Source organism: Cobetia sp. MMG027 (genome assembly GCF_027947415.1).
Lineage (GTDB): Bacteria > Pseudomonadota > Gammaproteobacteria > Pseudomonadales > Halomonadaceae > Cobetia > Cobetia marina.
The window spans coordinates 17,479-44,220 of record NZ_JAQJIO010000005.1 but is presented as its reverse complement, the minus strand read 5'-3'; the positions used below and the strand labels follow the sequence as shown (position 1 = coordinate 44,220).

The 26,742-nt window shown below is 64.1% G+C and carries 21 protein-coding genes; 14 read left to right on the top strand and 7 right to left on the bottom strand.

Translation table 11 applies throughout. The annotated features are described in order from the left end of the window. Nucleotides 1-213: 213 nt before the first annotated feature. The 3 genes from ggt (at nt 214) to PJK54_RS07645 (ending at nt 4,042) form a co-directional block, all read left to right on the top strand. Nucleotides 214-1,884 (top strand): gamma-glutamyltransferase, encoded by a 1,671-nt coding sequence (gene ggt, locus PJK54_RS07655; protein ID WP_254696590.1) that lies wholly within the window; start codon nt 214-216, stop codon nt 1,882-1,884. A 132-nt stretch (nt 1,885-2,016) separates the two neighbouring features. After that, the gene (locus PJK54_RS07650; RefSeq protein WP_258038144.1) at nt 2,017-3,282 is read left to right on the top strand and encodes an MFS transporter; all 1,266 of its coding nucleotides are present in this window, start codon (nt 2,017-2,019) and stop codon (nt 3,280-3,282) included. 157 nt (nt 3,283-3,439) lie between these two features. After that, complete coding sequence (locus PJK54_RS07645) at nt 3,440-4,042, top strand: YajG family lipoprotein (RefSeq protein ID WP_077371405.1); 603 nt, start codon at nt 3,440-3,442, stop codon at nt 4,040-4,042. A gap of 139 nt (nt 4,043-4,181) precedes the next feature. Here PJK54_RS07645 and tmpT read toward each other — a convergent pair whose 3' ends face one another. Both tmpT and PJK54_RS07635 read right to left on the bottom strand, forming a co-directional pair. Further along, nucleotides 4,182-4,865 carry a thiopurine S-methyltransferase gene (gene tmpT, locus PJK54_RS07640; protein WP_077371402.1) on the bottom strand — a complete coding sequence of 228 codons (684 nt, stop codon included), beginning with the start codon at nt 4,863-4,865 and terminating at the stop codon, nt 4,182-4,184. Nucleotides 4,866-4,935: 70 nt separating this feature from the next. After that, a complete protein-coding gene (locus PJK54_RS07635) occupies nt 4,936-5,622 on the bottom strand; it encodes a TIGR04211 family SH3 domain-containing protein (protein WP_307722825.1) in 687 nt (228 codons plus the stop codon). Between the two features lie 810 nt (nt 5,623-6,432). Between PJK54_RS07635 and miaB the strand changes: the two genes are divergently transcribed. From miaB to PJK54_RS07605, 6 genes are all read left to right on the top strand, one after another. Next, a complete protein-coding gene (gene miaB / locus PJK54_RS07630; RefSeq protein ID WP_077373068.1) occupies nt 6,433-7,782 on the top strand; it encodes a tRNA (N6-isopentenyl adenosine(37)-C2)-methylthiotransferase MiaB in 1,350 nt (449 codons plus the stop codon). 201 nt (nt 7,783-7,983) lie between these two features. Beyond that, nucleotides 7,984-9,117 (top strand): PhoH family protein, encoded by a 1,134-nt coding sequence (locus tag PJK54_RS07625; protein WP_373996114.1) that lies wholly within the window; start codon nt 7,984-7,986, stop codon nt 9,115-9,117. A gap of 122 nt (nt 9,118-9,239) precedes the next feature. After that, complete coding sequence (gene ybeY / locus PJK54_RS07620; protein ID WP_181013916.1) at nt 9,240-9,854, top strand: rRNA maturation RNase YbeY; 615 nt, start codon at nt 9,240-9,242, stop codon at nt 9,852-9,854. Nucleotides 9,855-9,982: 128 nt separating this feature from the next. Next, nucleotides 9,983-10,891 carry an HlyC/CorC family transporter gene (locus PJK54_RS07615; RefSeq protein ID WP_077371396.1) on the top strand — a complete coding sequence of 303 codons (909 nt, stop codon included), beginning with the start codon at nt 9,983-9,985 and terminating at the stop codon, nt 10,889-10,891. Nucleotides 10,892-10,978: 87 nt separating this feature from the next. Next, a complete protein-coding gene (gene lnt / locus PJK54_RS07610; protein ID WP_077371393.1) occupies nt 10,979-12,508 on the top strand; it encodes an apolipoprotein N-acyltransferase in 1,530 nt (509 codons plus the stop codon). A 65-nt stretch (nt 12,509-12,573) separates the two neighbouring features. Then, entirely contained in the window at nt 12,574-13,326 is a 753-nt protein-coding gene (locus PJK54_RS07605; RefSeq protein ID WP_077371390.1) for a YdcF family protein, read from the top strand. 95 nt (nt 13,327-13,421) lie between these two features. On the opposite strand, the gene PJK54_RS07600 is transcribed toward PJK54_RS07605, so the two are convergent. After that, nucleotides 13,422-14,636 (bottom strand): tetratricopeptide repeat protein, encoded by a 1,215-nt coding sequence (locus PJK54_RS07600; protein WP_077371387.1) that lies wholly within the window; start codon nt 14,634-14,636, stop codon nt 13,422-13,424. Next, nucleotides 14,636-15,190, bottom strand: coding sequence for a zinc ribbon-containing protein (locus PJK54_RS07595; RefSeq protein WP_077373062.1), 555 nt, complete (start codon nt 15,188-15,190; stop codon nt 14,636-14,638). The genes PJK54_RS07600 and PJK54_RS07595 overlap by 1 nt, the downstream gene beginning before the upstream one ends. Nucleotides 15,191-15,606: 416 nt before the next feature. On the opposite strand from PJK54_RS07595, the gene leuS reads away from it, so the two are divergent. The 4 genes from leuS to PJK54_RS07575 all read left to right on the top strand — a co-directional run bounded on the left by leuS (nt 15,607) and on the right by PJK54_RS07575 (nt 20,556). Beyond that, complete coding sequence (leuS, locus tag PJK54_RS07590; RefSeq protein ID WP_271302609.1) at nt 15,607-18,207, top strand: leucine--tRNA ligase; 2,601 nt, start codon at nt 15,607-15,609, stop codon at nt 18,205-18,207. Between the two features lie 182 nt (nt 18,208-18,389). Continuing rightward, the gene (locus PJK54_RS07585) at nt 18,390-18,959 is read left to right on the top strand and encodes an LPS-assembly lipoprotein LptE (RefSeq protein ID WP_077371380.1); all 570 of its coding nucleotides are present in this window, start codon (nt 18,390-18,392) and stop codon (nt 18,957-18,959) included. Nucleotides 18,960-19,104: 145 nt separating this feature from the next. Further along, nucleotides 19,105-20,163: a DNA polymerase III subunit delta gene (gene holA / locus PJK54_RS07580; RefSeq protein WP_271302608.1), complete on the top strand. Its 1,059-nt coding sequence runs from the start codon at nt 19,105-19,107 to the stop codon at nt 20,161-20,163. A 42-nt stretch (nt 20,164-20,205) separates the two neighbouring features. Continuing rightward, complete coding sequence (locus PJK54_RS07575; RefSeq protein WP_271302607.1) at nt 20,206-20,556, top strand: DUF6482 family protein; 351 nt, start codon at nt 20,206-20,208, stop codon at nt 20,554-20,556. A gap of 88 nt (nt 20,557-20,644) precedes the next feature. Here PJK54_RS07575 and PJK54_RS07570 read toward each other — a convergent pair whose 3' ends face one another. From PJK54_RS07570 to fadB, 3 genes are all read right to left on the bottom strand, one after another. Beyond that, nucleotides 20,645-21,577, bottom strand: coding sequence for an amidohydrolase family protein (locus PJK54_RS07570; RefSeq protein ID WP_077371374.1), 933 nt, complete (start codon nt 21,575-21,577; stop codon nt 20,645-20,647). A gap of 193 nt (nt 21,578-21,770) precedes the next feature. Continuing rightward, nucleotides 21,771-22,949 carry an acetyl-CoA C-acyltransferase FadA gene (fadA, locus tag PJK54_RS07565; RefSeq protein ID WP_136938374.1) on the bottom strand — a complete coding sequence of 393 codons (1,179 nt, stop codon included), beginning with the start codon at nt 22,947-22,949 and terminating at the stop codon, nt 21,771-21,773. Nucleotides 22,950-23,043: 94 nt separating this feature from the next. After that, a complete protein-coding gene (gene fadB / locus PJK54_RS07560) occupies nt 23,044-25,194 on the bottom strand; it encodes a fatty acid oxidation complex subunit alpha FadB (protein ID WP_077371369.1) in 2,151 nt (716 codons plus the stop codon). 410 nt (nt 25,195-25,604) lie between these two features. Here fadB and PJK54_RS07555 point away from each other — a divergent pair, with 410 nt between their 5' ends. Continuing rightward, nucleotides 25,605-26,717, top strand: coding sequence for a DUF5924 family protein (locus tag PJK54_RS07555; protein WP_271302606.1), 1,113 nt, complete (start codon nt 25,605-25,607; stop codon nt 26,715-26,717). Nucleotides 26,718-26,742: the final 25 nt, after the last annotated feature.

Below are 26,742 nucleotides of genomic sequence, written 5' to 3'. Positions count from 1 at the left end.
TAGCATCTGATAGTAAAACGGTTCGTCTGGGTAGCCACTCCCGATGCGACTCACGACAGCACGTGGCGCACGCGTCACCGACGCCATGCAGCGACTCCAATAACGATAAAGGGACTACCACTCATGTTCGACACCCCTTGTGCAGCACGCAAGCGTCTGAAGACCTTCGCCGCGGCGGCACTACTGCCTCTGGCAGGTCTGCTGCCCGCCGCGATGCCGGCCGCCTTCGCGGACAGCAGCGCGATTCTGGAAGGCGAGCGTTTCCATCCGGTGGAAGGCAAGCATGGCATGGTCGCCACCAGCCATTACCTGGCCTCACAGGTCGCACGTGATGTTCTGGCGGAAGGCGGCAATGCCGTCGATGCCGCCGTGGTGGCCGGCTTCGCGCTGGCCGTGACCCAACCCCGCTCCGGCAACATCGGGGGCGGCGGTTTCATGCTGGTGTCCGATGAGAAGACCGGCAAGGTGGTCGCCATCGATTACCGTGAGAAAGCTCCGGCCGCGGCCAGCGAGACGATGTTCCAGGACGAGAATGGCGAAGCCGTGGCCGAGTGGTCTCGCTTCACGCATCGCGCTGCGGGCGTCCCCGGCACCGTGGCCGGTCTTGCCAAGGCATTGGAGGACTACGGCACCCTGACGCTCGAGCAAGCACTGGCTCCGGCCATCAAGCTGGCAGAAGACGGTTTCGTCATCCCGACCCGCTTCGCCAAGGGGCTGAGCGATGCCAAGGACCGCCTCGCCAAGTGGGACAGCACCGCCAAGGTGTTCTACAAGGCAGACGGCAGCAATTACGAGGCGGGTGAGCTGTTCAAGCAGCCGGAACTGGCCGCGACGCTCAAGCGTATCGCCGCCAATGGCCCGCGCGAGTTCTACGAGGGTGAGACCGCCAGGCTGATCGTCGCCGAGATGGATCGCCATGACGGCATCATGACGATGGATGACCTGAAGGCCTACGAGCCGGAAATCCGTGAGCCGGTCCATGGCACCTATCGTGGGTATGACATCTTCTCGATGAGCCCGCCCTCCTCCGGCGGTGCGCACATCGTCCAGATTCTCAACATGCTCGAGGGTGACGACATCCAGGCGATGGGCTTCAATTCCGCCGCCACCATCCACGTGATGGCCGAGGCGATGCGCCGCGCCTACGCCGATCGCTCCGAGTATCTGGGCGACACCGACTTCGTCGATGTGCCGCTGGCCGGCATCACCTCCAAGGACTACGCCAAGGAGCTGCGCGGCCAGTTCGACATGAACCAGGCCACGCCGTCCAGCGAGATCAAGCCCGGCAAGCCGCAGCCCTATGAATCCAATCAGACCACCCACTTCTCGATCGCCGATGGCAATGGCCTGGCCGTCTCCAATACCTACACCATCAATTTCAGCTATGGCTCCGGCATCGTGGTGGATGGCGCAGGCTTTTTGCTCAACAACGAGATGGATGACTTCTCCGCCAAGCCGGGCGTGCCGAATGCCTATGGTCTGATCGGTGGCGTCGCCAACAAGATCGAGCCGGGCAAGCGCATGCTGTCCTCCATGAGCCCGACCATCGTGATGAAGGATGGCAAGAACTTCCTCGTCACCGGCAGCCCCGGCGGCTCGCGCATCATCACCACCACGCTTCAGGTGCTGATGAACGTGATCGATCACGGCATGAACATCCAGTCGGCGGTCAGCGCTCCGCGCATCCACCACCAGTGGCTGCCGGATGAGATCCGCATCGAGGCGGGCATCAGTCAGGACACCATCCGCCTGCTCGAGGCGATGGGCCACAAGGTCGTCACCAAGGACGCCATGGGGGCCATCCAGTCCGTGATGATCCAGGACGGCACCTTCTATGGCGGTGCCGACCCGCGCCGCTCCACCTCCTCGGCCATGGGGCTTTGAGCGAGGCCACTCGCGCTGCGCCTGACGCTCTGAGCGATGCGTCATCTGCCTGACTGGTCAGGACCTGCGATACGGGCGACACTCCACGGTGTCGCCCGTTTTCATGTCGCTCGCGCTCAACCAGGTGCTCTCTTGTCCTCCTCAAAGTCTCTTTCCTCGGCCGATGCCCGTTGGCGGCAACTGGCCAGCCGTTACCCCGTCGCCCTCATCGCGCTGGCTCAGCTGTTCGGCACCAGCCTGTGGTTCACGCCCAATGCCGTGCTGACGCCAATGCTGGCGAGCTGGAACTTTGCCGGCGAGAGCGCTGGCGCTCTGGGGCAACTGACCTCCTCGGTACAGGGCGGCTTCATCGTCGGCACCCTGACCCTGGGGCTGGCGGGACTGGCAGACCGCTTCGCGGCACGCCACCTGTTCATGGCTTCGTGCCTGCTGGGGGCGCTGACCAACCTGGCGCTCATCCTCGCGCCGGGGCTGTTGAGTGCCTCGGCGCTGCGCGTGCTGACCGGCCTGGCGCTGGCCGGCATCTATCCCATCGGACTCAAGCTGATGGTACAGACGGCCCCGGACCGCGCCGGAGCTGCACTGGCCTGGCTGGTCGGCATGCTGGTGCTGGGCACCTCGCTGCCACATGGCCTGGCTGCCCTGCAACTCAGTGGCAGTTTCTCGCTCCCCTGGGGGGCGGCGATCGGCATGGCCTCGCTGCTGGCCGTGGCCGGGGCCGGACTGGTGGCCTTGCTGCCCGCTGTCGCCCCGCCCGCACCAGCGCCTGCCTCGACGCAGACATCCTTGCTTGCCCGCGCGACACGAGGGCTGGCCGCCTGGCGTCATCCCGGTTTCGTGCGCGGCGCGCTGGGCTACTTCGGCCACATGTGGGAGCTCTATACGCTGTGGGCATTGGTGCCGCTATTGCTGACGACCATGGCCAGACTCAACGGCCTCTCGCTCTCGGCCACGCAACTGGCGCTGCACAGCTTCATGGTGATCGCGGTGGGCGGGCCCGGTTGCGTGGTCGGAGGCTGGCTGTCGCGCACCCGCGGGAGTCTGTGGGTCGCGCGCCTGGGATTGGCGGGCTCGATGATCCTCACCCTGCTGTTCGTCGGTGCCATGCAACTCGAGGCCGGCTATGGCCTGCTGCTGGGCCTGCTGGCGCTCTGGAGTCTGATGGCCGTGATCGATTCCCCGCAATTCTCCGCGCTGGCGGCCGGCGGCACGCCCGTCGAGCTGCAGGCCAGTGCGCTGGCCTTGATGAATGCCATCGGTTTCAGCCTGTCACTGGTCTCGATCGCCCTGCTGACCCCGCTAATCGCCGCACAGGGCAGCCTGTTGCTGCTGAGCATTCTGCCCGGCCCCTTGCTGGGGCTGCTGGCATTGACGCGCCGGGTGCCGCCCGGCCAGTGAGCGTCGCCGAACGGGAACAGCCATGAGCCAGAATTTCCACTACTCACCCGGCGCGATCTGACCCTATACTCGCGCCCATCAATCCGGGAGCCTGCCATTCAGCCGGCTCTCGTGATCCTTCCACTGTTGACCGGCCACCGGCCCGGGAGCCCGAACGATGATGCGACACCTGCGTATTACCTGCATGAGCGTGGCCTTGATGGCCACGACCGCGCTACTCAGCGCCTGCGGCACCAGCCCGCAACGCCTGTACGTCAACCCGCAGGTTGGCGAGATGGGGGTGGTCGGCCATGGCCAGCAGGTGGTGGTGGAAGTGCGCGACGAGCGACCCTCTGAGCGCATCGGCACCCGTGATGGTGCCACCAACGCCTCCAGCTATCTGGTGGTCCCGACCGGCGATCTGACGCCCAAGCTGGAGGCACAGGCCATCAGCGCCCTGCGCCGTATGGGCTTCGTGCCGGTGACCGCCGAGCAGGCCAATGCCGGTGCCACCGAACTGACCCTCTCGCTGACCGAGCTGGCCTATGGCGTGAAGCGCGGCGGTCTGCTCACCGACACCGCGGCACTCAACGGAGTGATCCAGGCGGTCGCGGTCTCCGGCAAGCAGCGCTACACCGGCAGCTATACCGCCACGCGTGATCAGGGCTACGCCCTCAAGCCCAGCCAGGAGAAGAATACCGAACTGGTCTCTCTGGTGATCGGGGATGCCCTGACACGCGCCTTCCAGGACACCACCCTGATCCGCCAGCTGGACCAGTAAGTCCACTCGGGAGACGCGTCCAGCAGCCCCGCACCACCTGCTCGTCCAACGAAAACGCCACCGCCGCCCAATGGGCGGCGGTGGCGTTTCACGAGATGAGGCAGACCCGCCAGGCATCGCGGCGAGGTGGATCAGTCAATCACTCTCTGGGCCCCTTGCGCACCAGCGCCCAGACCGTCTCGCGCAAACCACGATCATCCGGCGCACGGCGCTCCAGCACCTCCAGCGTGAAATTGGCGCCCAACAGCCGCCGAATCTCCGCCTCCGAGACATGAAACGGCGGCCCTTGTTCACGTTCCGTGTCACGCTCGAGACTGATCAACAGGCCGCGAGCGCCGGGCGGCAACAGCTGAGCCAGATGGAAGGCATAACGCTGGCGAGTCGCCTCGGGCAGTGCAATCAACGCCGCACGGTCATAGAAGGCATCGAGATGATCGACATGATCGATGTGGAAGTGGAAGAAGTCTCCGCACCACAGCTCGACCGGCCCCTGACGGAAGCATTCGAAGTGATCCAGTCGATAGCGCGAGACATCCCCGACTCCCTCGGCCACGAAGGCCTCACAGGCCTGACGCGCAAGCTCGATCCCCAGCACCGGATGCCCCTGAGTCGCCAGCCAGCGCATGTCCAGACTCTTGCCACACAGCGGCACCAGCACCTTGGCCTGGGGCGCGACGTCGAGACGCGGCCACCAGCGCTCCAGCGCCGGATGGGGCGCCGGCAGATGAAACCCGATCCGGCCTTCGGCCCAACGCGCAAGCCAGGGGTCACTGGCCGGGGCATTGCCTGACACCAACGCTGACACGGGGTCATCTGCTGACATGGGAGAGCCCTCCTGGAATCTGGAGATGCCCGAGTGCGGCGACACTCGGGCGAGTGGAGACCTTCACGAATTACAGGAAACCGTGACGCTTCTTCTTGCGGCGCGGCAGGTGCGGCACGATCAGGCCGACCAGCAGTCCGGCACCGGCCACACCACCGCCATACATGAAGTAACGCATCAGCAGGTCCTGCTTCTGGGTGTCCAGCAGCGCCTGCATCTTGCGCATCTTGCTGCGGGCCTGCTCAAGCTCCGCGGACTGGCTGTTGCTGGAGGCTTCCAGCTCCTCGATGCGCGCCTGACGCGTCTCGAGGCCAGCCTTCATGTCCGAGACCCGGGTTTCCCACTCGTCATTGATGCCATCGAGCCTGGCCGTAAGCTCCTTGACCTTGCTGCTGAGGGCCGGCACTCGCGCATTGACGCTGCGCGTGTCCTGAAGGTCGGCGGAAGGCAGCCAGACCACGTCACCGCTGGCGGTGCGGATCTTGCTGTAGTCATTCTGGACGTCGAGCAGCTCGACCGGCTGCCCGGCCTCCACCGTGCCCACGATACGGTAACCATCGGTGGGGCCGCTGCGCACGAAGGTGGTGAGATTGTCAGAGACCCAACGCTCGCTCGCGGCATTGGCCAGCGGTGCAGACAGTCCCAGCATCAGGCTGCCGGTGACGCCAAGCCCAAGCAAGGCACGGCGCAATGAGCGCAGGCTCACGCTGCCGAGTGAACGAAGGGAAAAGGTGCTGAGAGTGAGTGATCGCATCATGTCGCGTTCTTCATGGGTGTCTGAGGGCGGTGGTCGCCGCTGACGAGCAGGCATCGGAATCGAGGCTTCCGAACGCATCTGCCGAACACCGTCGACCGCTTGTCGGCATGCCGTGGCATGCCTTGATCTGCCCATGCGCTGTCTGACAGGTTGCGTGACGCGAGGCTTCCTGCCTGACATCACTATACCGCTGGGACGTAGTAGATATTTCGCTGTCATCAGACATCCACACTTTCTGTGGATAAGTCTTGGGACAACGTGACGATGGAAGGTCCGCGCACGGCGAAATGCCTGCCTCGCCAACAAATCGTTTATTTTTTGACCAGCACCAGTGCCGCCACTGTCGGCATGAAAACCTCAATAAATCAAGCTATTGACAGCTGCCTGTTTGCCCTGCAACACGGGCTTGAGACGGATATCACACGCGGACGTCGCCAATCTGCCCGTGAGGATACCACAGCCACCCTCAGCCTGAAGCCATGCGTGCAAGCCTCTCGCCACTCCCGTCCCGCCCCCGACATTTCCATGAGAAACCCCAGAGCTTGCAGGGGCCGCCACGGTCTGAGGGCTGGCCGCATGCCCGTCAGACTCCTATACTATGCCGTCCTGATTTCGGCTCAGGCACGCATTGAGCATCACGTCTCAAGGCTGCCACGCCCTCGATTCCCGCCAGGCTCAGGCCTCGGGGCTCATTCATCACAAGTCGCGCCCCTTCTCCTGACCGCTTCTCAAGCCCTCCGCCACCCAAGGTGTCGAGAGCCGGGAGTGAACGAAGGTTCGGCGCGCAGCTCAGAGCGTTCACACAAGGCAATGGCGAAGAAACTCTTCATCAAGACCCACGGCTGCCAGATGAACGAGTATGACTCCGCGCGCATGGCGGATCTGCTCGGCGAATCGCACCAGATGGAAGTCACCAGCGACGAATCCGAGGCAGACGTCATCCTGCTCAACACCTGCTCCATCCGCGAGAAGGCGCAGGAGAAGGTGTTCCATCAGCTGGGACGCTGGAAGAAGCTCAAGGAGAAGAATCCGGACCTGGTGATCGGTGTCGGCGGCTGCGTGGCCAGTCAGGAAGGCGACAACCTGCGCAAGCGCGCGCCACATGTGGACATGGTCTTCGGCCCGCAGACCCTGCACCGCGTGCCGAAGATGCTCAATACGCGTCGCGAGAGCCTCAAGCAGATCTCCGTGGTCGACGTGACCTTCCCGGAGATCGAGAAGTTCGACAACCTGCCCGCACCCAAGAGCGACGGCGCCAGCGCCTTCGTCTCGGTGATGGAAGGCTGCTCCAAGTACTGCACCTTCTGCGTGGTGCCCTACACCCGTGGTGAGGAAGTCTCCCGTCCCTTCGAGAAGGTGATGGATGAAGTCATCCATCTGGCCGACCAAGGTGTGCGCGAAATCAATCTGCTGGGCCAGAACGTCAATGCCTACGCCGGCCTCAACCTGCTGGGCGAGGAGATCGACCTGGCCGAGCTGATCAGCTGCGTGGCGCAGGTCGAGGGGATCGACCGCATCCGCTTCACCACCTCGCATCCGCTGGAGTTCAAGGACTCGCTGATCGAGGCCTTCGGCGAGATCCCCGAGCTGGTCAGCCACCTGCACCTGCCGGTGCAGTCAGGCTCCAACCGCATTCTGGCGGCGATGAAGCGTGGCCACGAGCGTGATCTCTACATCGACAAGCTCGAGCGCATCCGTGCGCTGCGTCCGGACATCAGCTTCTCTTCCGACTTCATCGTCGGCTTCCCGGGCGAGACGGATCAGGACTTCATGGACACCATGGACCTGATCGGCCAGATCGGCTTCGATCACTCCTTCAGCTTCATCTACTCGGCACGCCCCGGCACCCCGGCGGCCAGCCTCGAGGATGATACGCCCGAGGAGGTGAAGAAGGAGCGCCTGATGATCCTGCAGGAGCGCATCAATCAGCAGGCGATGCAGATCGGGCGCAAGATGGTCGGCACCACCCAGCGCATTCTGGTCTCCGGGTTCTCGCCGCGCGATCCGGGCCTGCTGTCCGGGCGTACCGAGAACAATCGCGTGGTCAACTTCCGCGCCGCCAACCCGACCGAGCTGATCGGCTACCTGGTGGATGTCGAGATCACGGAGGCCTATCCCAATTCGCTGCGTGGCGAGCTCGCCTCTCCCTATCGCTATTGATCACTCGTCGCCCCAGGGATTGACGAGGCGCCATCAGCCCCCACTATCAAGCGGATAGCCACGTTGGCCGTACAGGACAATTGCCCTGTACGGCCATCGCGCATTAAGCTCTTCTCAACGACGTGGCAGCCGGGTTTCACTCAGGTGAATTCCTTGCCCACCGCGACTCACGCATTCACCTGCATCAGGACATTCGACGCCTTGAGCCACCAGCCCCAGCAAGCCAATCGCATTCTCAACATGACGCTCGAGCCGGCAGACCCACAGCGTCTGGCCAGCCTGACCGGTCAGCGCGACGAGCATCTCAAGCTGATCGAATCCCGACTCGGTGTCACCCTGCGCAACCGCGGCAACGACTTCCAGATCGCCGGTCCCTCGGCTGCCGTCAAGGCCGCAGCCAACGTGCTGGAGCACCTCTATCGCGAGACCGGTGCCGGGGAAGTCGATGCCGAGACCGTCCATCTCTTCCTGCAGGAATCCGGTGTCGAGGCACTGGTGGAAGCCGCGGAAGACCAGGACGTCAGCTACGGCGACGTGGTGATTCGTACTCCCAAGGTGCTGGTCCGCCCGCGCGGCTTCAACCAGCAGGGTTACGTCACCGAGATGCGCAACCACGACATCAACTTCGGCATCGGCCCGGCCGGTACCGGCAAGACCTATCTGGCCGTCGCCGCTGCGGTGGAAGCGCTCAACAATCAGGAAGTGCGCCGCATCCTGCTGGTGCGCCCGGCGGTCGAGGCCGGCGAGAAGCTCGGCTTCCTGCCCGGTGATCTGGCCCAGAAGATCGACCCCTACCTGCGCCCGCTCTATGACGCCCTCTACGAGATGCTCGGCTTCGAGCACGTCAACAAGATGATCGAGCGCCAGATCATCGAGATCGCCCCGCTGGCCTACATGCGTGGCCGGACGCTCAACAATGCCTACATCATTCTCGATGAGTCCCAGAACACCACGCGCGAACAGATGAAGATGTTCCTGACGCGCATCGGTTTCGGCTCCACCGCCGTCATCACCGGGGATGTCTCGCAGGTCGACCTGCCGCGTGGTACCCAGTCGGGCCTTGCGCACGTGCTGGAAGTGCTCAAGGACACTCCCGGGATCAGCATCACCCGCTTCCTCGCCAAGGACGTGGTGCGTCACCCGCTGGTGCAGCGCATCGTCGAAGCCTACGACAGCTTCGAGGCCGAGGAAGAGAAGCAGGAAGGCGAGCGTCGCGAGAAGCGCCAGGCCGAGCGCGAGGCGCGCATGGCGGCACTCAATGCCCAGGGCAGCACGCCGCCCTTCGAGAACAGCTCGTCCAGTGACAGACCCTCCGGCAATGGGGGTGCTCAGTGAGCCAGGCACCTGCCGTGGTCGTGGACCTGCAACTCGCTGTCACCGAGAGCGAGATCGATGGCCAGCCGTTGCCGGCGAGCCATCAGCTCGAGGCCTGGGTGGCCGCGGCGCTGGCAGGGGCCATGGCTGATGACGCCCTGCAGAGTGACGGCGAGGTGGATGACACCCCCTACGAGCTGACCGTGCGCCTGGTGGAAGAGGAAGAAAGCCGCGGGCTCAACCGCGACTATCGCGGCAAGGACTCCTCCACCAATGTGCTGTCCTTCCCGCATGAGCCACTGGATCTCGACGACTTCGCCCTGCCAGCCGAACTGGCGGAGCGTTTCGCCGAGGAAGCTCCGAGATTCGATGACGGTGAAGACGTCGGCCTCGACGGCCAGCCTCAGGGCGACGCCGCTGACGACGATGTCATGCTGGAGTCAGGTGGCGTGGGGGATGCTGAGGCGCCGCAGACCCCGGAACTGATGACGGCTGAGGATGAGGCCGCGGATGAGGCGGACGACGCCTCGCGCTTTCTCGGCGACCTCGTCATCAGCGTACACGTCGTGGCGCGGGAAGCGGCCGCTCAGGGCAAGTCCCTCGAGGACCATTTTGCCCATATGCTCGTGCATGGCACCTTGCACTTGCTAGGTTATGACCATATCGAGGACGATGACGCCGAGCATATGGAAGCCCTCGAGCGTGACGTGCTGGCAGGGCTGGGCATTGCCGACCCCTACCGGGAAGAGAATCAATGATGCCGATGCCCTTTCGCATCGGCAGCACCCGCCGTCGGGTAATGCCTGGTTCGTCCAGGCGTCACCCGGCAGCCCCGATACCCCCACGACGATGGGGTATCGCCACCGAGGAAAAGAGAAACTAACGCATGAGCGAAGACCGATCGGGAAGCCATTCGAAATCCTGGCTCGATAAGCTGTTCGGCGCCTTCTCAAGCGACACCGACGAACCCAGCTCCCGCAGTGAGCTGCTTCAGTTCCTGACCGAGGTAGGCCCACGCCTCAATCTCGATCAGGACGCGATTGCCATCATCGAGGGCGCGCTGGAAATCAGTGACCAGCAAGTCCGCGAGGTGATGATCCCCCGCTCCCAGATGCAGGCTATCCAGGTCGATCAGCGTCCTGAGGAGTACCTGCCGCTGATCCTCGAATCGGCGCATTCCCGCTATCCCGTCATCGACGAGAACCTCGACGAGGTGCTCGGCATCCTGCTGGCCAAGGACCTGCTGCCGCTGATCCTGCAGAACGACAGCGAGCGCAAGCGCTTCGATCTACGCGAAGCCATCCGTCCGGCCATGTTCATCCCGGAGTCCAAGCGCCTCAACAGCTTGCTCAAGGAATTCCGCGAGACCCGCAATCACATGGCGGTGGTCATCGATGAATACGGCGGCACCGCAGGCCTGATCACCATCGAGGACATTCTCGAGCAGATCGTCGGCGACATCGAGGATGAGCACGACACCGATGAGGATGAGGATATCCGTGAGCTGGGCGACGGCCAGTTCGCCGTCAGCGCCCTGACCACCATCGAGGACTTCAACGAGCACTTCGCCACCGACTTCCCGGATGAAGAGTTCGATACCATCGGCGGTCTGATGATCCAGCGCTTCGGTCACATGCCACGTCGCCAGGAGTCGACCGACTTCGCCGGCTGGCGCTTCACCGTGCTCAATGCCGACAACCGTCGCATTCGCCAGGTGCAGGTCTGCCGCCTGGAAGATGCCACCGGTGATGCCCCGCCCTCCGCTGAGCATCGCGCGCACATCAGCGGTGAGTGACGCATGGCGCTGATGCCAGGCTGAATCGATAGAGGACAATGCCAGACATGCCCGACGGTGTGTCTGGCATTTTACAAGGAGAGCGGCATGTCCGAATCACCTCACCCGGCGGCCTTCAGGGGCACGTCGTCGTTGAGCAATGCGCTGGGCCACCTGCTGGCTCTGATCGCCGGTGTCTTGATCACCCTGAGTTTCGCCCCCTTCGAGCAATGGTGGCTGGGCCCGGTGGGTGCGGGGCTGCTCTACGGCGCCCTGCGCATGCCGAGCGGTGGCTTCCTGCGCGCCTGGTGGTATGGCGTCGGTCTGTTCGGCAGTGGCGCCAGCTGGGTCTATGTCTCGATCCATGACTACGGCTATACCGGCATGCCGCTGGCCGTGCTGCTGACGATGCTGTTCGTCGCCACCATGGCGCTGTTCCCGATGCTGTGGATGGGGCTGTGGCAACGCTTCTGCTCACGCCAGCTGGACGTGCTGTCGTTCGCTGCCGTCTTCGTCATCAGTGAGCTGTTTCGCACCTGGGCCTTCACCGGCTTCCCGTGGCTGCTGCTGGGCAACAGTGCGGTGGGGTCGCCGCTGGCCAATTGGGTGCCGATACTCGGGGTCTACGGCGTCTCGCTGATCATCGCGCTGTCCGGTGCGTTGCTGTGGAACCTGGCGCTCAGGCGGCGCTGGCTGACCCTCGTGCCATTGGTGGTGCTGTGGGGGGCGGGTCTGCTGCTGCCGACCAGCTGGACGCATCCCGGCGGAGAGCCGGCACGCGTCGCGCTGCTGCAGGGCAACCTGCCGCAGCTGATCAAGTGGAGCGCCGAGGGCCAGCGACGCGCGGCCAATACCTATGCCGCGATGACCCGTGCCGTGCAGGACGATGCCGACCTGATCGTGTGGCCGGAAACCGCACTGCCGATGCTGCGCGATCAGGCCGAGCCCTTCCTGGAACGCATCCAGGCGACGCTGCCTCCCAAGACCGGGCTGATCACCGGCATCGTCGAGCGCGACGCCGACAACCGCTTCTACAACAGCGTGATTCCCATCGATGACCCTTCGGCCCAGTATCGCAAGGAACATCTGGTGCCCTTCGGAGAATATGTGCCGCTGGAGAGCTGGTTGCGTGGCATCATCGGCTTCTTAGACCTGCCGATGTCGAGCATGCAATCAGGCGACAGTCAGCAGGAACCGCTGTTCGTGAGCGGGCTGCGTATCGGGGTCGCCATCTGCTACGAGATCGTCTATCCGGAGCTGGTTCGCCAGCGGGCGCTGAGCTCGACCGTGCTGCTGACCGTGTCCAATGACACCTGGTTCGGTCACTCCATCGGGCCACTCCAGCACCTGCAGATGGCACAGATTCGCGCACTGGAAAACGGACGTTTCCTGCTGCGCGCGACCAGCAACGGGGTGACGGCGATCATCTCGCCACAGGGGGAGATCATTGCCCGCGCCCCGCAGTTCGAGGAGGCGACCGTCACCGGCGACATCCGCCTGCAGCTGGGCATGACGCCCTGGATGCGCTTCGGACTGCTGCCGATATGGATTCTGGTGGGCCTGCTGCTGGCACCGAGCCTGATGCTGGGCATCGGTGAACGTCTGGCGGCACGCCGTGGCATGAAGGCGTCCAGCTGATACGCTGCTCCCCCTATCCGCTGCCGGGAGATGCCCGGCAGCGCCTCTGAACAAGCGAGACCATCATGGGCTTCACCGAGTTTCTCGGCATCATCAAGGACCTGATACTGCCACCCGGCGGCCCGCTGCTGCTGCTGATCCTGACCATGCTGATCCTCAAGCGCTGGCCGACTCTGGCGCGGGCGTTGATGGCACTGGCCATTCTGGGCATGTGGCTCCTGGCGTCGCCGGTCGTCTCCACACGCCTGATGGCCGGGCTTGAGCGCATTCAGCCCAGTGCACCGGCGGAATGGATTCAGGCTCAGGCGGTGGTCGTGCTGTCCGGTGGCCGTTACTACAATGCGCCGGAGCTGCAGGGACGGGACCGGATCAACGGCGAGACGCTCAGCCGGCTGGACGAAGGCGTGCGGGTCGCGCGCAATGCCGAGCTGCCGATCCTGCTGACCGGCGGCAAGGTCTCGTCATCGGACGATGGCACCCTGGCGGAACTGATGCAGCGCTCGCTGATCGATGAATTCGATTACCCGGCGCGCTGGCTTGAGAACCGCAGCGAGAATACCCAGCAGAATGCGCGCTACACTCGCGAGATGCTCAAGGAAGACGACATCAACAAGATCGTGCTGGTCACCAGTGCCTGGCACATGCCGCGCGCGATGCGCAACTTCCAGAATCAGGGCTTCCGCACCATCATTCCGGCCCCGGTGGGATACACCACCGTCTCCGGGCTGGGAATCGATGCCTGGATTCCCAACAGCTCCGCGCTGACCCAGTCACGCTGGGCACTGCACGAGTGGATCGGCTGGCTGGTGGGTCGCTAGACGCATCGAGGCCACCGACCAGAGACACGACGGGCTGCCCATGGGCAGCCCGTCGTGTCTCTGGTCATCAATGCCACCCTGCCACGCTCACGCTCTCAGGTGACCTCCTGCATCCAGCTGGCCTGCCTGAGCCAGGGCCCCAGCTGGCGACGCTGGAAAGCCGGGTCCCGCGTCCATTCATCGCATCCGACATGGGCATTGCCCGCGGGAAGCTCACCCAGCACATCATCGGGAAACGCCAGGCTGGCGCGCGAGTTCACCTTCAGCGAATAACAGCGGTCATGGCTCATGAGGCTGGTACGCAGATAGCGCCAGACGCGCTCCTTGAGAAACCATTGATCGATGTTCGGGGTTTCCACCTGCCGGGGACTCCAGTCCGCCAGCATCCCCTCCATCGAGGGCAGCACCCCGGCGACACCTCCCCAGAGTCCCGCCAGCACGAGATCGGTATGCGTCCACCAATCGCGCATCACATGGAAGAAGCGCCCGGAAGTCAGCCACATCTGCACGGCTCGTACCTCGCGAAGACTGATGACACTGTCGCAGTCCCGCACCAGGAAATAGCCAACGCCGGGATCATCCGCGACCGCAAATCGCCAGCACAGCCGCTGTCTGAGTGAGTCGGTCTTCGGACGTTCCACCAGCTCGGCGTCCAGCTGCCGGGCGATGTCCAGAAAATCCTCTGGCACACTGTCGTCGTGATACAGCCGCACCTGCCAGCCCGGGTAGAGCACCGGTGCCAGCAACAGGTTATGCAACATGCCATTCAGATAACGCGGCCCCTGGCCCCAGAGACCATAGGACAGCACTCGCCGCTTGCCGGCTGCCACCGCCGATGGGGCACTGGAGGGCAATGCCCAGTCCTTGGCAAGCGGCTGGTCTCCGTACGCGACATCCTTGAGCTCCAATGCGCGACTGCCGAAGCCACGTGCCTGAGCATGGCGCCCCAGGCGTGCACAGCAGGAGGCCAATGCATCGAACAGTACCGGATTGCGGCTTCCTCCATCGACCAGCCTCTGCCCAGCGGCGATGGCCCCTGACGCATCACCCGCCCGCGACAGGCATACCACCCGATTGAGGGCGATTTCTTCATCCTCGGGGCATTCATCACAACCCTGGCCGAGTATCTGACCGGCAGCGCGATAATCCCCCAGCAGGAACAGGTAGTAGGACACCTGCTTGAAGAGGCCCGCGGCACGCGGGCGAGCCTGTTGATTGAAATGCGCGATCATGCACTGGACGGCTCGGGCGCGATGCCCTGCCGTCCACTCCTGATGCGCTGGCAGGAACCAGTCGTGCGGTGTCGCCATCAGTCCCGGGGGTCCGCATCGGTTGATGACGCGGGTTGCGGCGCCCCGCGTGCGAAGAAACGGTGCCCACAGGCATGGCAGGGCTCCAGTACGCTGGGGCGCGTCAAGGTCGTGATGGCCTCGCAATGCACGCAGTGCAGCAGCCCCGGCGCGATGACTTCTCCACTGGTGTAGTCGGCGCGAGCGGCCTCGAGGTCTTCCTCGAAGTGCGCGCGGTCCACCACGGTGCGATCCGCGATGGACATCAGCGCGGAACTGACGCTGCGCGACAGCACGTCGAGATCAATCCCCAGCCAGCTGGCGACCCCTTCGCCACCGGCCGCCAGGTGGCGACGGAATTCCTGCATGTCCCGCTCGACCCAGGCACGCAGCAGCGCCAGCTCGTCACGGGTGAACTCCTCGACCTCGGCCTCGAACTTCACCGCTTCATCCAGCTCGGCCTTGAGCCCTTCCCAGGACAACTCGCCGCTGCTGTCTTCCAGACGCGTCAGGATTCGCCCATAGGCATCGCCGAGACGTCCTTCCCCTTCGCCCTGCGGCTGGCGGGAGGGCATCGGGGTATCTTCAAAGCCGCTGTCATGCGAGGACGTAGTGGCACTGGCGGGATCGTGCGGATCACGGGGTTCACGTGGTTGGCTCATGGACTCTCCTTGTATCATCAGCGTCTCCCGGTCTGCGGGAGGCATGGGGCGCTCTCTCAAGCATGGTGGTGTTGGCGTTGCTTCACAAGCCACACCCACTCGTGGCCGCCTGCAGGACGTGACGCAGGTCAGGATATCGCGTCACCCTGTCAAGACCGGTCTCACGGCGGGCCATGGCAGTCGCCTCCCCTACCTGAGGCCTGGCGTCTGGGGTAGACTTGACCCCATCGCTGACAGTGGCGGCCTTGCCAAGCGGACCGCCCATCTCTTCACGCCCTGCCTGCCCGCTTGGACAGGTACAGGCCAACGCCAAGGTAGCAACGGACCCGATGGACTCACAGGATACGTCTCAACAGTACGCTCCCGACCAGATCGAACAGGCTGCCCAGCAGTACTGGGAGAAAAATCAGTGCTTCAAGGCGGTGGAAGATGCCAACCGCGAGAAGTTCTACTGCCTGTCGATGTTCCCCTACCCCAGCGGCAAGCTGCACATGGGGCACGTGCGTAACTACACCATCGGTGACGTGATCTCGCGCTTCCAGCGCATGCAGGGCAAGAACGTGATGCAGCCGATGGGCTGGGATGCCTTCGGCCTGCCGGCGGAAAATGCCGCGATGAAGAACAACGTCGCGCCGGGCAAGTGGACCCACGAGAACATCGCCTACATGCGCGATCAGCTCAAGGCGCTGGGCTTCGCCTACGACTGGAGCCGTGAGTTCGCGACCTGTGATCTCGAATACTACCGCTGGGAACAATGGTTCTTCGCCAAGCTGGTCGAGAAGGGAGTCGTCTACAAGAAGAGCTCCATCGTCAACTGGGACCCGGCGGACCAGACCGTGCTCGCCAATGAGCAGGTCATCGACGGCCGTGGCTGGCGCTCCGGCGCGCTGATCGAGCGCAAGGAAATCCCGCAGTGGTTCCTGCGCATCACCGACTATGCCGAAGAGCTGCTGGCCGACCTCGACAAGGTCGAGTGGCCGGAACAGGTCAAGACCATGCAGCGCAACTGGATCGGCAAGTCGCGCGGTGTCGAGCTGAGCTTCGGCCTCGATGCCAAGGCAAGCCAGGTGCAGGAATCCCTGACCGTCTTCACCACGCGTCCGGATACCCTGATGGGCGTGACCTACGTCGGTGTCGCCGCCGCTCACCCGCTGGCCAAGGCCGCGGCAGAGCACAATGCCGAGCTTGCCGAGTTCAACGCCGAATGCGCGCGTGGCGGCACCAGCGAAGCCGACATGGCAACCATGGAAAAACGCGGCATGGATACCGGCTTCAAGGCCATCCATCCGCTGACGGGCCGTGAAGTGCCGGTCTACGTCGCCAACTTCGTGCTGATGGAATACGGCACCGGTGCCGTGATGGCCGTGCCGGCCCACGACGAGCGCGACCACGAATTCGCCACCAAGTACGGCCTGCCCATCGAAGCCGTGATCGCCGATGCCGACGGCAACGCGCCTGACGTCAGCGACGCCGCCTTCACCGAGCACGGCGTGCTGATCAACTCCGGCGACTTCAATGGGCTCGACTTCGAGAGCGCCTTCGATGCCATCGCCGCACGTCTGGTCGAGCAGGGCCGTGGTGAGGTCAAGACCAACTTCCGCCTGCGCGACTGGGGCGTCTCGCGTCAGCGCTACTGGGGCGCGCCGATTCCGGTCAAGAATGGTCCGAATGGCGAATCCATCCCGCTGACCGACGACGAGCTGCCGGTCGAGCTGCCACTGGAAGTCGAATTCGACGCCTCCGGCGGTTCGCCGATCAAGAAGATGCCGTCCTTCAGTGACCTGGGCGATGGCTGGCAGCGCGAGACCGACACCTTCGACACCTTCATGGAGTCCTCCTGGTACTACGCGCGCTTCTGCTGCGCGGACAATGCCGAGGCCATGCTGGACGAGCGCGCCAACTACTGGCTGCCGGTCGACTACTACATCGGCGGCATCGAGCACGCCATCCTGCACCTGCTCTACTCGCGCTTCTTCCACAAGCTGATGCGGGACTTCGGCCTGGTCGACAGCGATGAGCCGTTCAAGCAGCTGCTGACCCAGGGCATGGTGGTCGCGGATACCTACTACCGCATCAACGAGAAAGGCGGCCGCGACTGGTTCAACCCGCTGGACGTGGACGTCGAGACCGACGACAAGGGCCGTGCCATCAAGGCCGTGCTGAAGTCCGATGGCCTGCCGGTGGAGATCGGTGGCACCGAGAAGATGTCCAAGTCCAAGAACAACGGCGTGGACCCGCAGTCAATGATCGACCGCTTCGGCGCCGACACCGTACGTCTGTTCATGATGTTTGCCGCACCGCCCGAGCAGTCGCTGGAGTGGTCCGATTCCGGTGTCGAGGGCGCGCATCGCTTCGTCAAGCGCGTCTGGCGCCTGGTTCACGAGCACGTCGCTGCCGGCACCCCGGCCGCGTTGGACGTGGCAGGCCTGAACGATGACCAGAAGGCGCTGCGTCGCAAGACGCACGAGACCATCGCCAAGTGCAGCGATGACATCGGCCGCCGTACCACCTTCAACACCGCCATCGCGGCCGTGATGGAGCTGGTCAACGCCATCAGCCGCTTCGAGGACGCCTCCGAGCGGGGCCTGGCCGTCAGCCGTGAAGCCGTCGAGGCCTGCGTGCTGCTGCTGTCACCGATCATCCCGCATGCCAGCCACTCGCTGTGGGCGACACTGGGCCACGAGGAAGCCGTGATCGACGCCAGCTGGCCGGTCGCGGACAGGGATGCGATGAAGAAGGACAGCATCGAGCTGGTCGTGCAGGTCAACGGCAAGCTGCGGGCGCGTCTGTCCTTCGCCGCCGATGCCGACCGTGATGCCATCGAGGCTGCTGCCCTGGCAGATGCCAACGTCACCAAGCACACCGATGGCAAGACGGTGCGCAAGGTCATCGTGGTACCGGGCAAGCTGGTCAACATCGTCGCCAACTGAGGCGATACCGGGGCACGCCCCGCACCCGGCGCCTTGGCGCGTCGGGCTCCTGCCAGCCATCCGCATCCTCTTGCGGATGGCTGGCAGCCAAATTTCGTGCGCGGCATGACTTGCGGGAATCTCCGGAGCATGCAGCGCTCTCGCAGGACATTCATGACACTCGTTCATGACAGGAGGTCACGGTGACGCAGGCGAATTCCAACAGTGCATCAGTGGACGCATCACGCAGCCCCGGCGAGACCGCAGCGTCAGCTGCCCCGCGCCGGTCGGCTCCTCGCCGCCTGATGGCGGCCATTGGCGTCGGCGTCGCGCTGACGTTGAGCGGCTGTGGCTTCCAGCTGCGCGATTACGACGCCACGCCGATGGCCATCACCGAACTCGATGTCCATGCACCGAACACCGATACCCACGACGCGCTGCGCGAAGCGCTCAAGCAGGCCGACATCCGCCTGAGCGATGATGCACCACTGCGCCTGAATCTGGGCAAGCTGAATGAAGACGTCCATCAGATCACCTTTGGTGATGCAGGCAGCATCAAGCGCGAGCTGACCTATCGTGTCGTCTACTCGCTGCAACGCAAGTCGGACGGCGCCTACCTGGCCAACCAGCAGGAGCTGGAAGCCAGCAGCGACTACTACACCAACGACGACAACCTGCTCAACACCGATGACGTGCGTGAACGTGCCGGTGAGCAGAATGATCGTGAGCTGAGTCGTCAGCTGATGGACCGCCTGCGCGCCATCACCCCCTGAACTCTCTGACCTGGCGAGACGCTCACCAGTAGACCGCACCACCATCACGGCTCCGCGCTATCGGGCAACCGACCACCGCGGAGCCGTGTGCGTCTGCCGCCATCCAGCGTCACCGCCCTCTCCCGTGCAGGATCGAAGGACACTCATGAAGGTCTATCCCGACAAGCTGGAAGAGCAACTCAACAAGCGCCTGTCTCCGGTCTATATCGTGGCGGGCGACGAGCCTCTGATCCATCAGGAAAGCTGCGACGCCATCCGGCGCGCGGCGCGTGCGGCCGGCGTCGAGGAGCGGGAAGTCCTTCACGTCGAGAACGGTTTCCAGTGGGGTCGTCTGACCGAATCCGCCGCCAGCATGTCACTGTTCGCCTCGCGCAAGCTGATCGAGCTGCGCCTGGGCACCCAGAGCGCCGGCCAGGAAGGCAGCAAGGTGCTCAAGGCCTATGCCGAGCGCATCGAGAAGGATGGCGACATCCTGCTGATCACCGCCGCACGCCTCGACCGCAAGGTGCAGCAGACGGCGTGGTTCAAGGCGCTCGAGAAGGTGGGAGTGTTCATCGCGATCTGGCCGGTGGATCATTCCCGCCTCGGATTCTGGATTCGTGATCGCGCCCGCCTGCATGGCCTGGAACTGAATCAGGACGCCGCCCGGCTGCTGGCCGAGCGCATCGAGGGCAATCTGCTGGCCGCGGATCAGGAGCTGCAGAAGCTGGCGCTGCTGCACCCGCCGGGCGCACGCCTGGATGGCAATGCCATCGCCCAGGGGGTCGAGGACAATGCCCGCTATGATGTCTTCACGCTGGCGGATGCCTGCCTGAAGGGCGAGATCGAGCGCAGCGGGCGTATCGTGCTGGGTCTGCGGGGAGAAGGGGTCGAGCCGCCGGTGATCCTGTGGGCCTTGACGCGCGAGCTGCGCACCCTGCTCTCGCTGCGTCAGCACCTCGATCAAGGCCAGAGCTTCGAGCATGCCTGCAAGGCGCAGAAACCGATGATCTTCGACAAGCGGCGTCCCTTCTATCAACAGGCGCTCAATCGTCTGCCCCACAAGCGTCTGCACAAGCTGCTGCTGTTCTCGCAGCGACTCGACATGGCAATCAAGGGCGGAATGACGCTGCCTATCTGGGACGGGATGGTGGATCTCGCCCTGACGCTCGCCGGTGGACGCGGCCCGCTGGCCGAGCTGCCTCACGCCTACAAGGTGGGGTGATCCTGGCACGGTCCGACGTGCCTCTGACACGAGGGAGATCCCATGCAGATGACACCCCCGTTGCTTGGCGAAGGCGTCAGTGTCGAGACCTTGCGTCGATGGCTCGCCGAAGGCAACACGCTGACCGTGGAGATCCAGACGCTGGATCAGGGGCTGTATCTGGTGCGCCTGCATCATGCCGACGGCATCAGTCGTCTGGTCGATGAAGATGGCCAGTCCCTGCGCTTCACCGGCACGCAGTGGGTCAGTCGCCTGTTGCTGCCACTGGGGCTGACGCATGGCGTGCAGACCTGGGCGGAAGTGCAGGATGAGATGATCGGCCTCCCCACGACTCCGGTCGACAATGCCACCCTGCTGGCCCATGGCACGCGTGTGGCGTTCAAGACGCTGTAGCCATGACAGAAGCCCCCGCCAGTTCACTGACGGGGGCTTCTGTCATGGCGGCACGCCCCTGAGACTCAGGTGGGCGCTCGATCTGCGCTCAGTGCGCCTCCTCGACCTTCGACTTCACGAAGGCGGGATATCCATAGAGCTTGCGTGGATTGTCGCGGAAGATCTTCTCGCGCATCTCGCGCTCCGGCAACCAGCGCTGCATCAATTCCGCGAGCGTGTCCTCCTCCGGCATCTCGACCCCGATATGCGGATGCGGCCAGTCACTGCCCCACACCACGCGTTCGGGATTGGCAGAAACCAGTGCCCGCGCCAGTGCCGTGACATCGGAATACGGCAGGCGTCCCCGGGTGGTGAGTCGATATGGCGCCGACAGCTTGGCCCAGGTACGTCCCTGCTTGAGCATCCGACACAGCGCGGTGAAACCGGGACATTCCGGCCCCCGTGAAGCCGCGAGGTGGCCCATGTGGTCGATCACCACCGGCACCGGCAGACTGCCGAGCCGTGCCTCCATGTCACGGAAGGTCGAGACATCGATCAGGCATTCCAGATGCCAGTCGAAGCGGGCCAGACGGTCCGCCAGCAGCACGACATCACGCCAGCGCAGCCCGCCGGAGAAGATCAGATTGAGGCGCACCCCGCAGACGCCCAGCCTGGAGAGCCGCTCAAGCTCTGCATCACTGATCTCGGGCGAGACCACGGCGATGCCACGATAATCCAGCCCGCGCTCACGACAGTTCTCGAGGCTGTCGCACAGCAGGCGATTGTCATAGCCATAGACACTTGGCTGGATCAGGACGCCATGACGGGCGCCAAGCGCGTGGTGCATTTCCAGCGCGTCCTTGAGCCCGAATTCGGCAGGGTTGTAGGTCCTGTCTTCCGCCAGCGGATAACGCACCGGATCGCCGAACACATGAAGATGGCAATCAATGCTGCCCGGAGGCAGCCGGAACGTCAGGGGATGCGGCAGGGGGCGTGGCGGTGCCGCACACGGCAGATCCTGCTCGACATGGTTCCAATCCATCGATGCGACTCCCTCGCGTAACCTCGATCATCAAGCTCTGGGCGACTTCGCGTTTCAGTGCCCTGTGTCACGATACTGCGCCCCCTCTCTCGTTTCCAGACAAAAGCACGCATACGAAAAAGCGGCATGTCCGAAGACATGCCGCTTGAAGATACTCTGCCGGTGCGTGATCGCCATCTCAGGCGAAGTACAGTCAGTCGAGACGCTCGAAGACCGTCGCGACCCCCTGCCCCATGCCGATGCACATGGTCGCCAGACCCAGGCGCGTGTTCTGCTGCTTCATGACGTTGAGCAACGTGGTGCAGATACGCGAGCCGGAACAGCCCAGCGGGTGCCCCAGCGCGATGGCGCCGCCGTTGAGGTTGACCGCCGTGTCGGCGCGTTCCAGCAGGCCGAGGTCCTTGAGCACGGGAATCGACTGCGCCGCGAAGGCCTCATTGAGCTCGACGGTCTGGATATCGTCGATGGTCAGCCCCGCTGCCTTGAGTGCCTGCTTGGAGGCCGGCACCGGGCCGTAGCCCATGATGGAGGCATCGCACCCGGCCACACCGGTGGACAGTACGCGGGCGATGGGCTTGAGACCCAGCGCTTCGGCGCGCTCGGCGCTCATCACCGCCATGCCCGAGGCACCCACGGACAGCGCGGAAGAGGTGCCCGCCGTCACGGTGCCGCCCTTGGGATCGAACACCGGCTTGAGGTTGCCCATGGATTCCATGCTGGCATCGCCACGGATGACCTCATCACGGGTCACCATCACGCGGCGCCCCTCGGCATCATGGCCCTCGACGCCGATGATCTCGTCATCGAAACGACCTTCATCGGCGGCCGCCTGGGCACGCTGGTGAGAGCGCACGCCGAACTCATCCTGCTGCTCACGACTCACGCCGTGCATCTTGCCGAGCAGTTCTGCGGTCAGGCCCATCATCATCGCGGCCTTGGCCGCGTGCTTGCTGGCCGCCGGGTTGACGTCGACCCCATGCGCCATCGGCACGTGCTCCATGTGCTCGACACCCCCGATGATGTAGAAGTCGCCCATGCCGGCCTTGATGTTGGCGGTGGCGATATGCAGCGCGCTCATCGAGGAGCCACACAGCCGGTTGACCGTCTGCGCCGGCACGCTGCGCGGGATGCCGGTCATGATGGCGGCATTGCGCGCGATGTTCATGGCCTGTTCCAGAGTCTGGTTGACGCAGCCCCAGATAACGTCATCGACCTCTGCCGGCACCAGGCCGGGGTTGCGGTCGAACAGCGCCTGCATCACCGCGGCGGACAGGTTCTCGGCGCGCACGTGGCGGAAGGCCCCATTCTTGGCCTTGGCCATGGCAGTGCGCACGCCATCGACGATTACCACATCTCTCGGATTCAGATTCATTGTCTGGCTCCCTCATGGCCCTCGCTGTCGCGAGAGCCGAAAATTCTGGTCGGATAGTGCTGGCCCCACTTGGGTGTGCTCAGCAATCAAAGGCTCAGGCGTAGAAGGCGTCGCCGCGCTTGGCACGCTCACGCAGTGCCTCGGTCGGGCGATACAGCGGCCCCAGCTCATCGGCCAGGCTGTCGGCCAGCGCGACGAACTCTGCCACGCCCATGGCATCGACGTAGCGCAGTGCGCCACCACGGAACGGCGGGAAACCGATGCCGTAGATCAAGGCCATGTCCGCCTCGGCCGGCGTACCGACAATGTCATCTTCCAGACACCGGATGGTTTCCATGCACAGCGGCACCATCATGCGCGCGATGATGTCGTCATCGGAGAATTCGCGCGTCTCGCTGACCACTTCACTGACCAGTGCCTGCGCCGCTTCATCAGGCAGCTTCTTCGGCTTGCCCTTGCGGTCTTCCTCATAGCGATAGAAGCCCAGGTCATTCTTCTGCCCCAGTCGCTTGTTGTCGTACATCACCTGAATGGCGGTCTTGCCCTCACGCGCCATGCGATCCGGGAAGCCTTCGGCCATCACCGCATTGGCGTGGACCGCAGTGTCCATGCCGACCACATCCAGCAGGTAGGCCGGGCCCATCGGCCAGCCGAACTTCTCCATCACCTTGTCGACGCGCTGATAGTCGGCGCCCTTCTCGACCAGCAGGCTGAAGCCACCGAAGTAGGGGAACAGCACGCGGTTGACCAGGAACCCCGGGCAGTCGTTGACGACGATCGGTGTCTTGCCCATCTGACGGGCGTAGGCGACGGTCGCGGCGATCGCCGCGTCACTGGATTTCTCACCACGGATGACTTCCACCAACGGCATGCGATGCACCGGGTTGAAGAAGTGCATGCCGCAGAAGTTCTCGGGGCGCTTGAGCGATTCGGCCAGACGCGTGATGGAAATGGTCGAGGTGTTGGACGTCAGGATGGTGGTATCCGCCACGTTGTCCTCGAGCTCGGCCAGCACCGACGCCTTGACCTTGGGGTTCTCGACCACCGCCTCGACGACCAGATCCACGTTGCCGAAATCGCCATAGGACAGCGTCGGGCGAATGTTGGACAGCCCCTGCGCCATCTTCTCGGTGGTCAGCTTGCCCCGCTCGACGCCCTTGCCGAACAGCTTGCGCGCTTCCTTCAGGCCAAGCTCGATGGCCTCGCCATTGATGTCCTTCATCAGGATCGGCGTGCCCTTGCTGGCGCTCTGATAGGCGATGCCACCGCCCATGATACCGGCACCCAGTACGGCAGCCTGCTGGATCTTGCTCGCCTGCTTCTCGTATCCCTTGGCTTTCTTCTTGACCACCTGATCGTTCATGAACAGGCCGACCAGATTGAAGGCCACGTCGGTCAGCGCCATCCGGGCGAAGGTCTTGGCCTCGATGGCCTGGGCGCGCTCACGCGATTCGCCCGCGCCCTTCTGGATGACCTTGATGGCCTCCACCGGCGCCGGATAGTGCGGGCCAGCCTTGCCTGCCACGAAGCCCTTGGCGGTCTCGAAGGCCATCATCTGCTCGATGGCATTGAGCTTGAGCGGAGAGGTCTTCTCGAGACGCCGTGCCATGTAGTCCAGCTCACCCGCATTGGCGCGCGCCAGAATGTCGAGTGCCGCCGCGTCCAGCTCGGCCACCGGCAGCACGGCATCGACGGCGCCGACTGCCAGGGCCTTGTCGGCGCGATTCTCGGTGCCCCCACAGATCCATTCGATGGCATTGTCCGCCCCGATCAGGCGCGGCAGACGTACGCAGCCCGCCCAGCCCGGAATGATGCCGAGCTTGGTCTCCGGCAGGCCGATCTTCGCGCTGTCCGCCATGACGCGGAAGTCGGTGGTCAGGGTGATCTCGCAGCCGCCGCCCAGCGCCAGCCCATTGATGGCGGTGACGGTGGGGAACGGCAGGTCCTCGATGGCATTGAAGATGCCATGGACGGTCATGTTCATGTCGATGAGGAAGGCTTCATCCTTCTCGAACATCTGATGGAACTCGGTGATATCGGCACCGACCACGAACGCTTCCTTGGCGGAGCGGATGACCAGCCCCTTCAGGTCGGCCGTCGCCTTGATGGCCTCCACCGCCTCCCCCAGCTCCTTGAGTACGTAGCTGGCCAGCTTGTTGACCGATTCGCCTTCAAGGTCGAGCGTCAACAGGGCGATGGCGTCCTGATTGGCCTCGACGGATAGCGTTTTGCCTGAATAGATCATCCACGGATCTCCACAAGAGAAAGGGGTGAAGGGGCTGTCAGGCGCAGGATGGTCTCTGCCATGGGTGCGCTGGCAACCGGCCTCGCCGGACTCGAAGCTTCCAGAGGCGCCGCAGGAGAGTCATCTCTCGCCACAGCGCTTCATACAAGCGTTTGAATACAGCCAGCTTGGGCCAGAGACGGGCAAAGATCAAGCCTGCGGACATTAGCGAAAGGTCGGGGGTCCGGGGCAGTCTCCATGCCGGTTCCTGTCTCTGGCGCCTGACATCGACAGCGGGTGTGGGCAAAGATCGACGCTACACCCGGAAAGGCAGTCGCGTTACTCTTGGCGCTTTCCCGACACGCAGGCTGGCAGCGGCATATCCTTGCCCTCCAGCAGGCTCTCAAAGGCCACACCGATACCATGCTTTCATGAGCAGCACTCTCACCGCCCTGTATCTGCGCCTGACCGGCATCGTCGAACGCACCAAGCGCTGGCACTGGCTATGGCCTCCCATCGGCTTCGCTGCGGGCATCTGCAGTTTCTTCCTCGTCAATCGTCAGCAATGGCTGGGTGGCATGCTGGCGCTGGGCATGATGCTGGCCTGGTTGATCCTGATCGCCGAAGGCCTGTGGAGCCGTCTGCGCCGTCATCGCGGCCAGAATGCCCTGCCCCGCAAGCTGGCCACCTTCGTGGCGCAGCTGATCCAGCAGGAGACCCTGTGCTTCACGTTGCCGTTCTTTCTGGCGACGACCGACTGGGCCAGTGGCCAGGCAGGCTTCACCTTGCTGCTGTGCGGCGCGACTCTGCTGTCGATACTCGACCCCTTCTACTACCGACTGGCCGAGCGCCATCGCTGGCTGTACTTCGGCTTCCACGCCCTGTGCGTATTCGTCGTGGTACTGGTCACCCTGCCCCTGCTGCTGGAACTGACCACCGGCGAGAGTCTGTTGGCTGCCTGTGCCGCGATGAGCCTGTTCGCGCTGCCCAGTGTCGCCAACCTGCGGATTGCCCGCGGGCTGGTCGGTGGCCTGGCGATGATCGGCATCAGCGTGATGCTGGGGGTGGGCGCATGGGGGGCACGCGCCTGGATTCCGCCTGCCACGCTCTGGATCAACGCCAGCAGCCTCTCGCCGGACTTCGACACCGCGGCGCGGACACCGCGGGGCGAGATGCATCTGACCCCAGCGCAACTCTCCGCCAGAGGCCTCTACGCCTACACGGCCATTCGCGCCCCACGCGGGTTGTCGGAGAAGGTCTATCACGTCTGGCGACATGACGGAGAAGTGGTGGATCGCATCGCCTTGAACATCAACGGCGGTCGCAAGGAAGGTTATCGGGCATGGACACACAAGACGGCCTTCCCCAAGGGCAGCGAGGGGGAATGGGAAATCGATGTCGAGACCATGAACGGGCAGCGCATCGGCAGTCTGCGCTTCCTCGTCAGTGATGATCCGCATGTGGCCACCTTCGCGGACAGCAGCCTGGCACGGCCGGCGGGCATCCCCGGCTGGCGGATCACCAACCTGATTCCGGGCCTGTGACGCTTCGCGACGTGAGTGACCCTGA

Bases quoted from the DNA above. Each gene is read 5' to 3' on its own strand.
- ggt (WP_254696590.1), top strand. From the start codon at position 214: ATGCCGGCCGCCTTCGCGGACAGCAGCGCGATTCTGGAAGGCGAGCGT.
- PJK54_RS07645 (WP_077371405.1), top strand. From the start codon at position 3,440: ATGATGCGACACCTGCGTATTACCTGCATGAGCGTGGCCTTGATGGCC.
- tmpT (WP_077371402.1), bottom strand. From the start codon at position 4,865: ATGTCAGCAGATGACCCCGTGTCAGCGTTGGTGTCAGGCAATGCCCCG.
- PJK54_RS07635 (WP_307722825.1), bottom strand. From the start codon at position 5,622: ATGATGCGATCACTCACTCTCAGCACCTTTTCCCTTCGTTCACTCGGC.
- miaB (WP_077373068.1), top strand. From the start codon at position 6,433: ATGGCGAAGAAACTCTTCATCAAGACCCACGGCTGCCAGATGAACGAG.
- ybeY (WP_181013916.1), top strand. From the start codon at position 9,240: ATGGCTGATGACGCCCTGCAGAGTGACGGCGAGGTGGATGACACCCCC.
- PJK54_RS07615 (WP_077371396.1), top strand. From the start codon at position 9,983: ATGAGCGAAGACCGATCGGGAAGCCATTCGAAATCCTGGCTCGATAAG.
- lnt (WP_077371393.1), top strand. From the start codon at position 10,979: ATGTCCGAATCACCTCACCCGGCGGCCTTCAGGGGCACGTCGTCGTTG.
- PJK54_RS07605 (WP_077371390.1), top strand. From the start codon at position 12,574: ATGGGCTTCACCGAGTTTCTCGGCATCATCAAGGACCTGATACTGCCA.
- PJK54_RS07600 (WP_077371387.1), bottom strand. From the start codon at position 14,636: ATGGCGACACCGCACGACTGGTTCCTGCCAGCGCATCAGGAGTGGACG.
- PJK54_RS07595 (WP_077373062.1), bottom strand. From the start codon at position 15,190: ATGCCCTCCCGCCAGCCGCAGGGCGAAGGGGAAGGACGTCTCGGCGAT.
- leuS (WP_271302609.1), top strand. From the start codon at position 15,607: ATGGACTCACAGGATACGTCTCAACAGTACGCTCCCGACCAGATCGAA.
- holA (WP_271302608.1), top strand. From the start codon at position 19,105: ATGAAGGTCTATCCCGACAAGCTGGAAGAGCAACTCAACAAGCGCCTG.
- PJK54_RS07575 (WP_271302607.1), top strand. From the start codon at position 20,206: ATGCAGATGACACCCCCGTTGCTTGGCGAAGGCGTCAGTGTCGAGACC.
- PJK54_RS07570 (WP_077371374.1), bottom strand. From the start codon at position 21,577: ATGGATTGGAACCATGTCGAGCAGGATCTGCCGTGTGCGGCACCGCCA.
- fadA (WP_136938374.1), bottom strand. From the start codon at position 22,949: ATGAATCTGAATCCGAGAGATGTGGTAATCGTCGATGGCGTGCGCACT.
- fadB (WP_077371369.1), bottom strand. From the start codon at position 25,194: ATGATCTATTCAGGCAAAACGCTATCCGTCGAGGCCAATCAGGACGCC.
- PJK54_RS07555 (WP_271302606.1), top strand. From the start codon at position 25,605: ATGAGCAGCACTCTCACCGCCCTGTATCTGCGCCTGACCGGCATCGTC.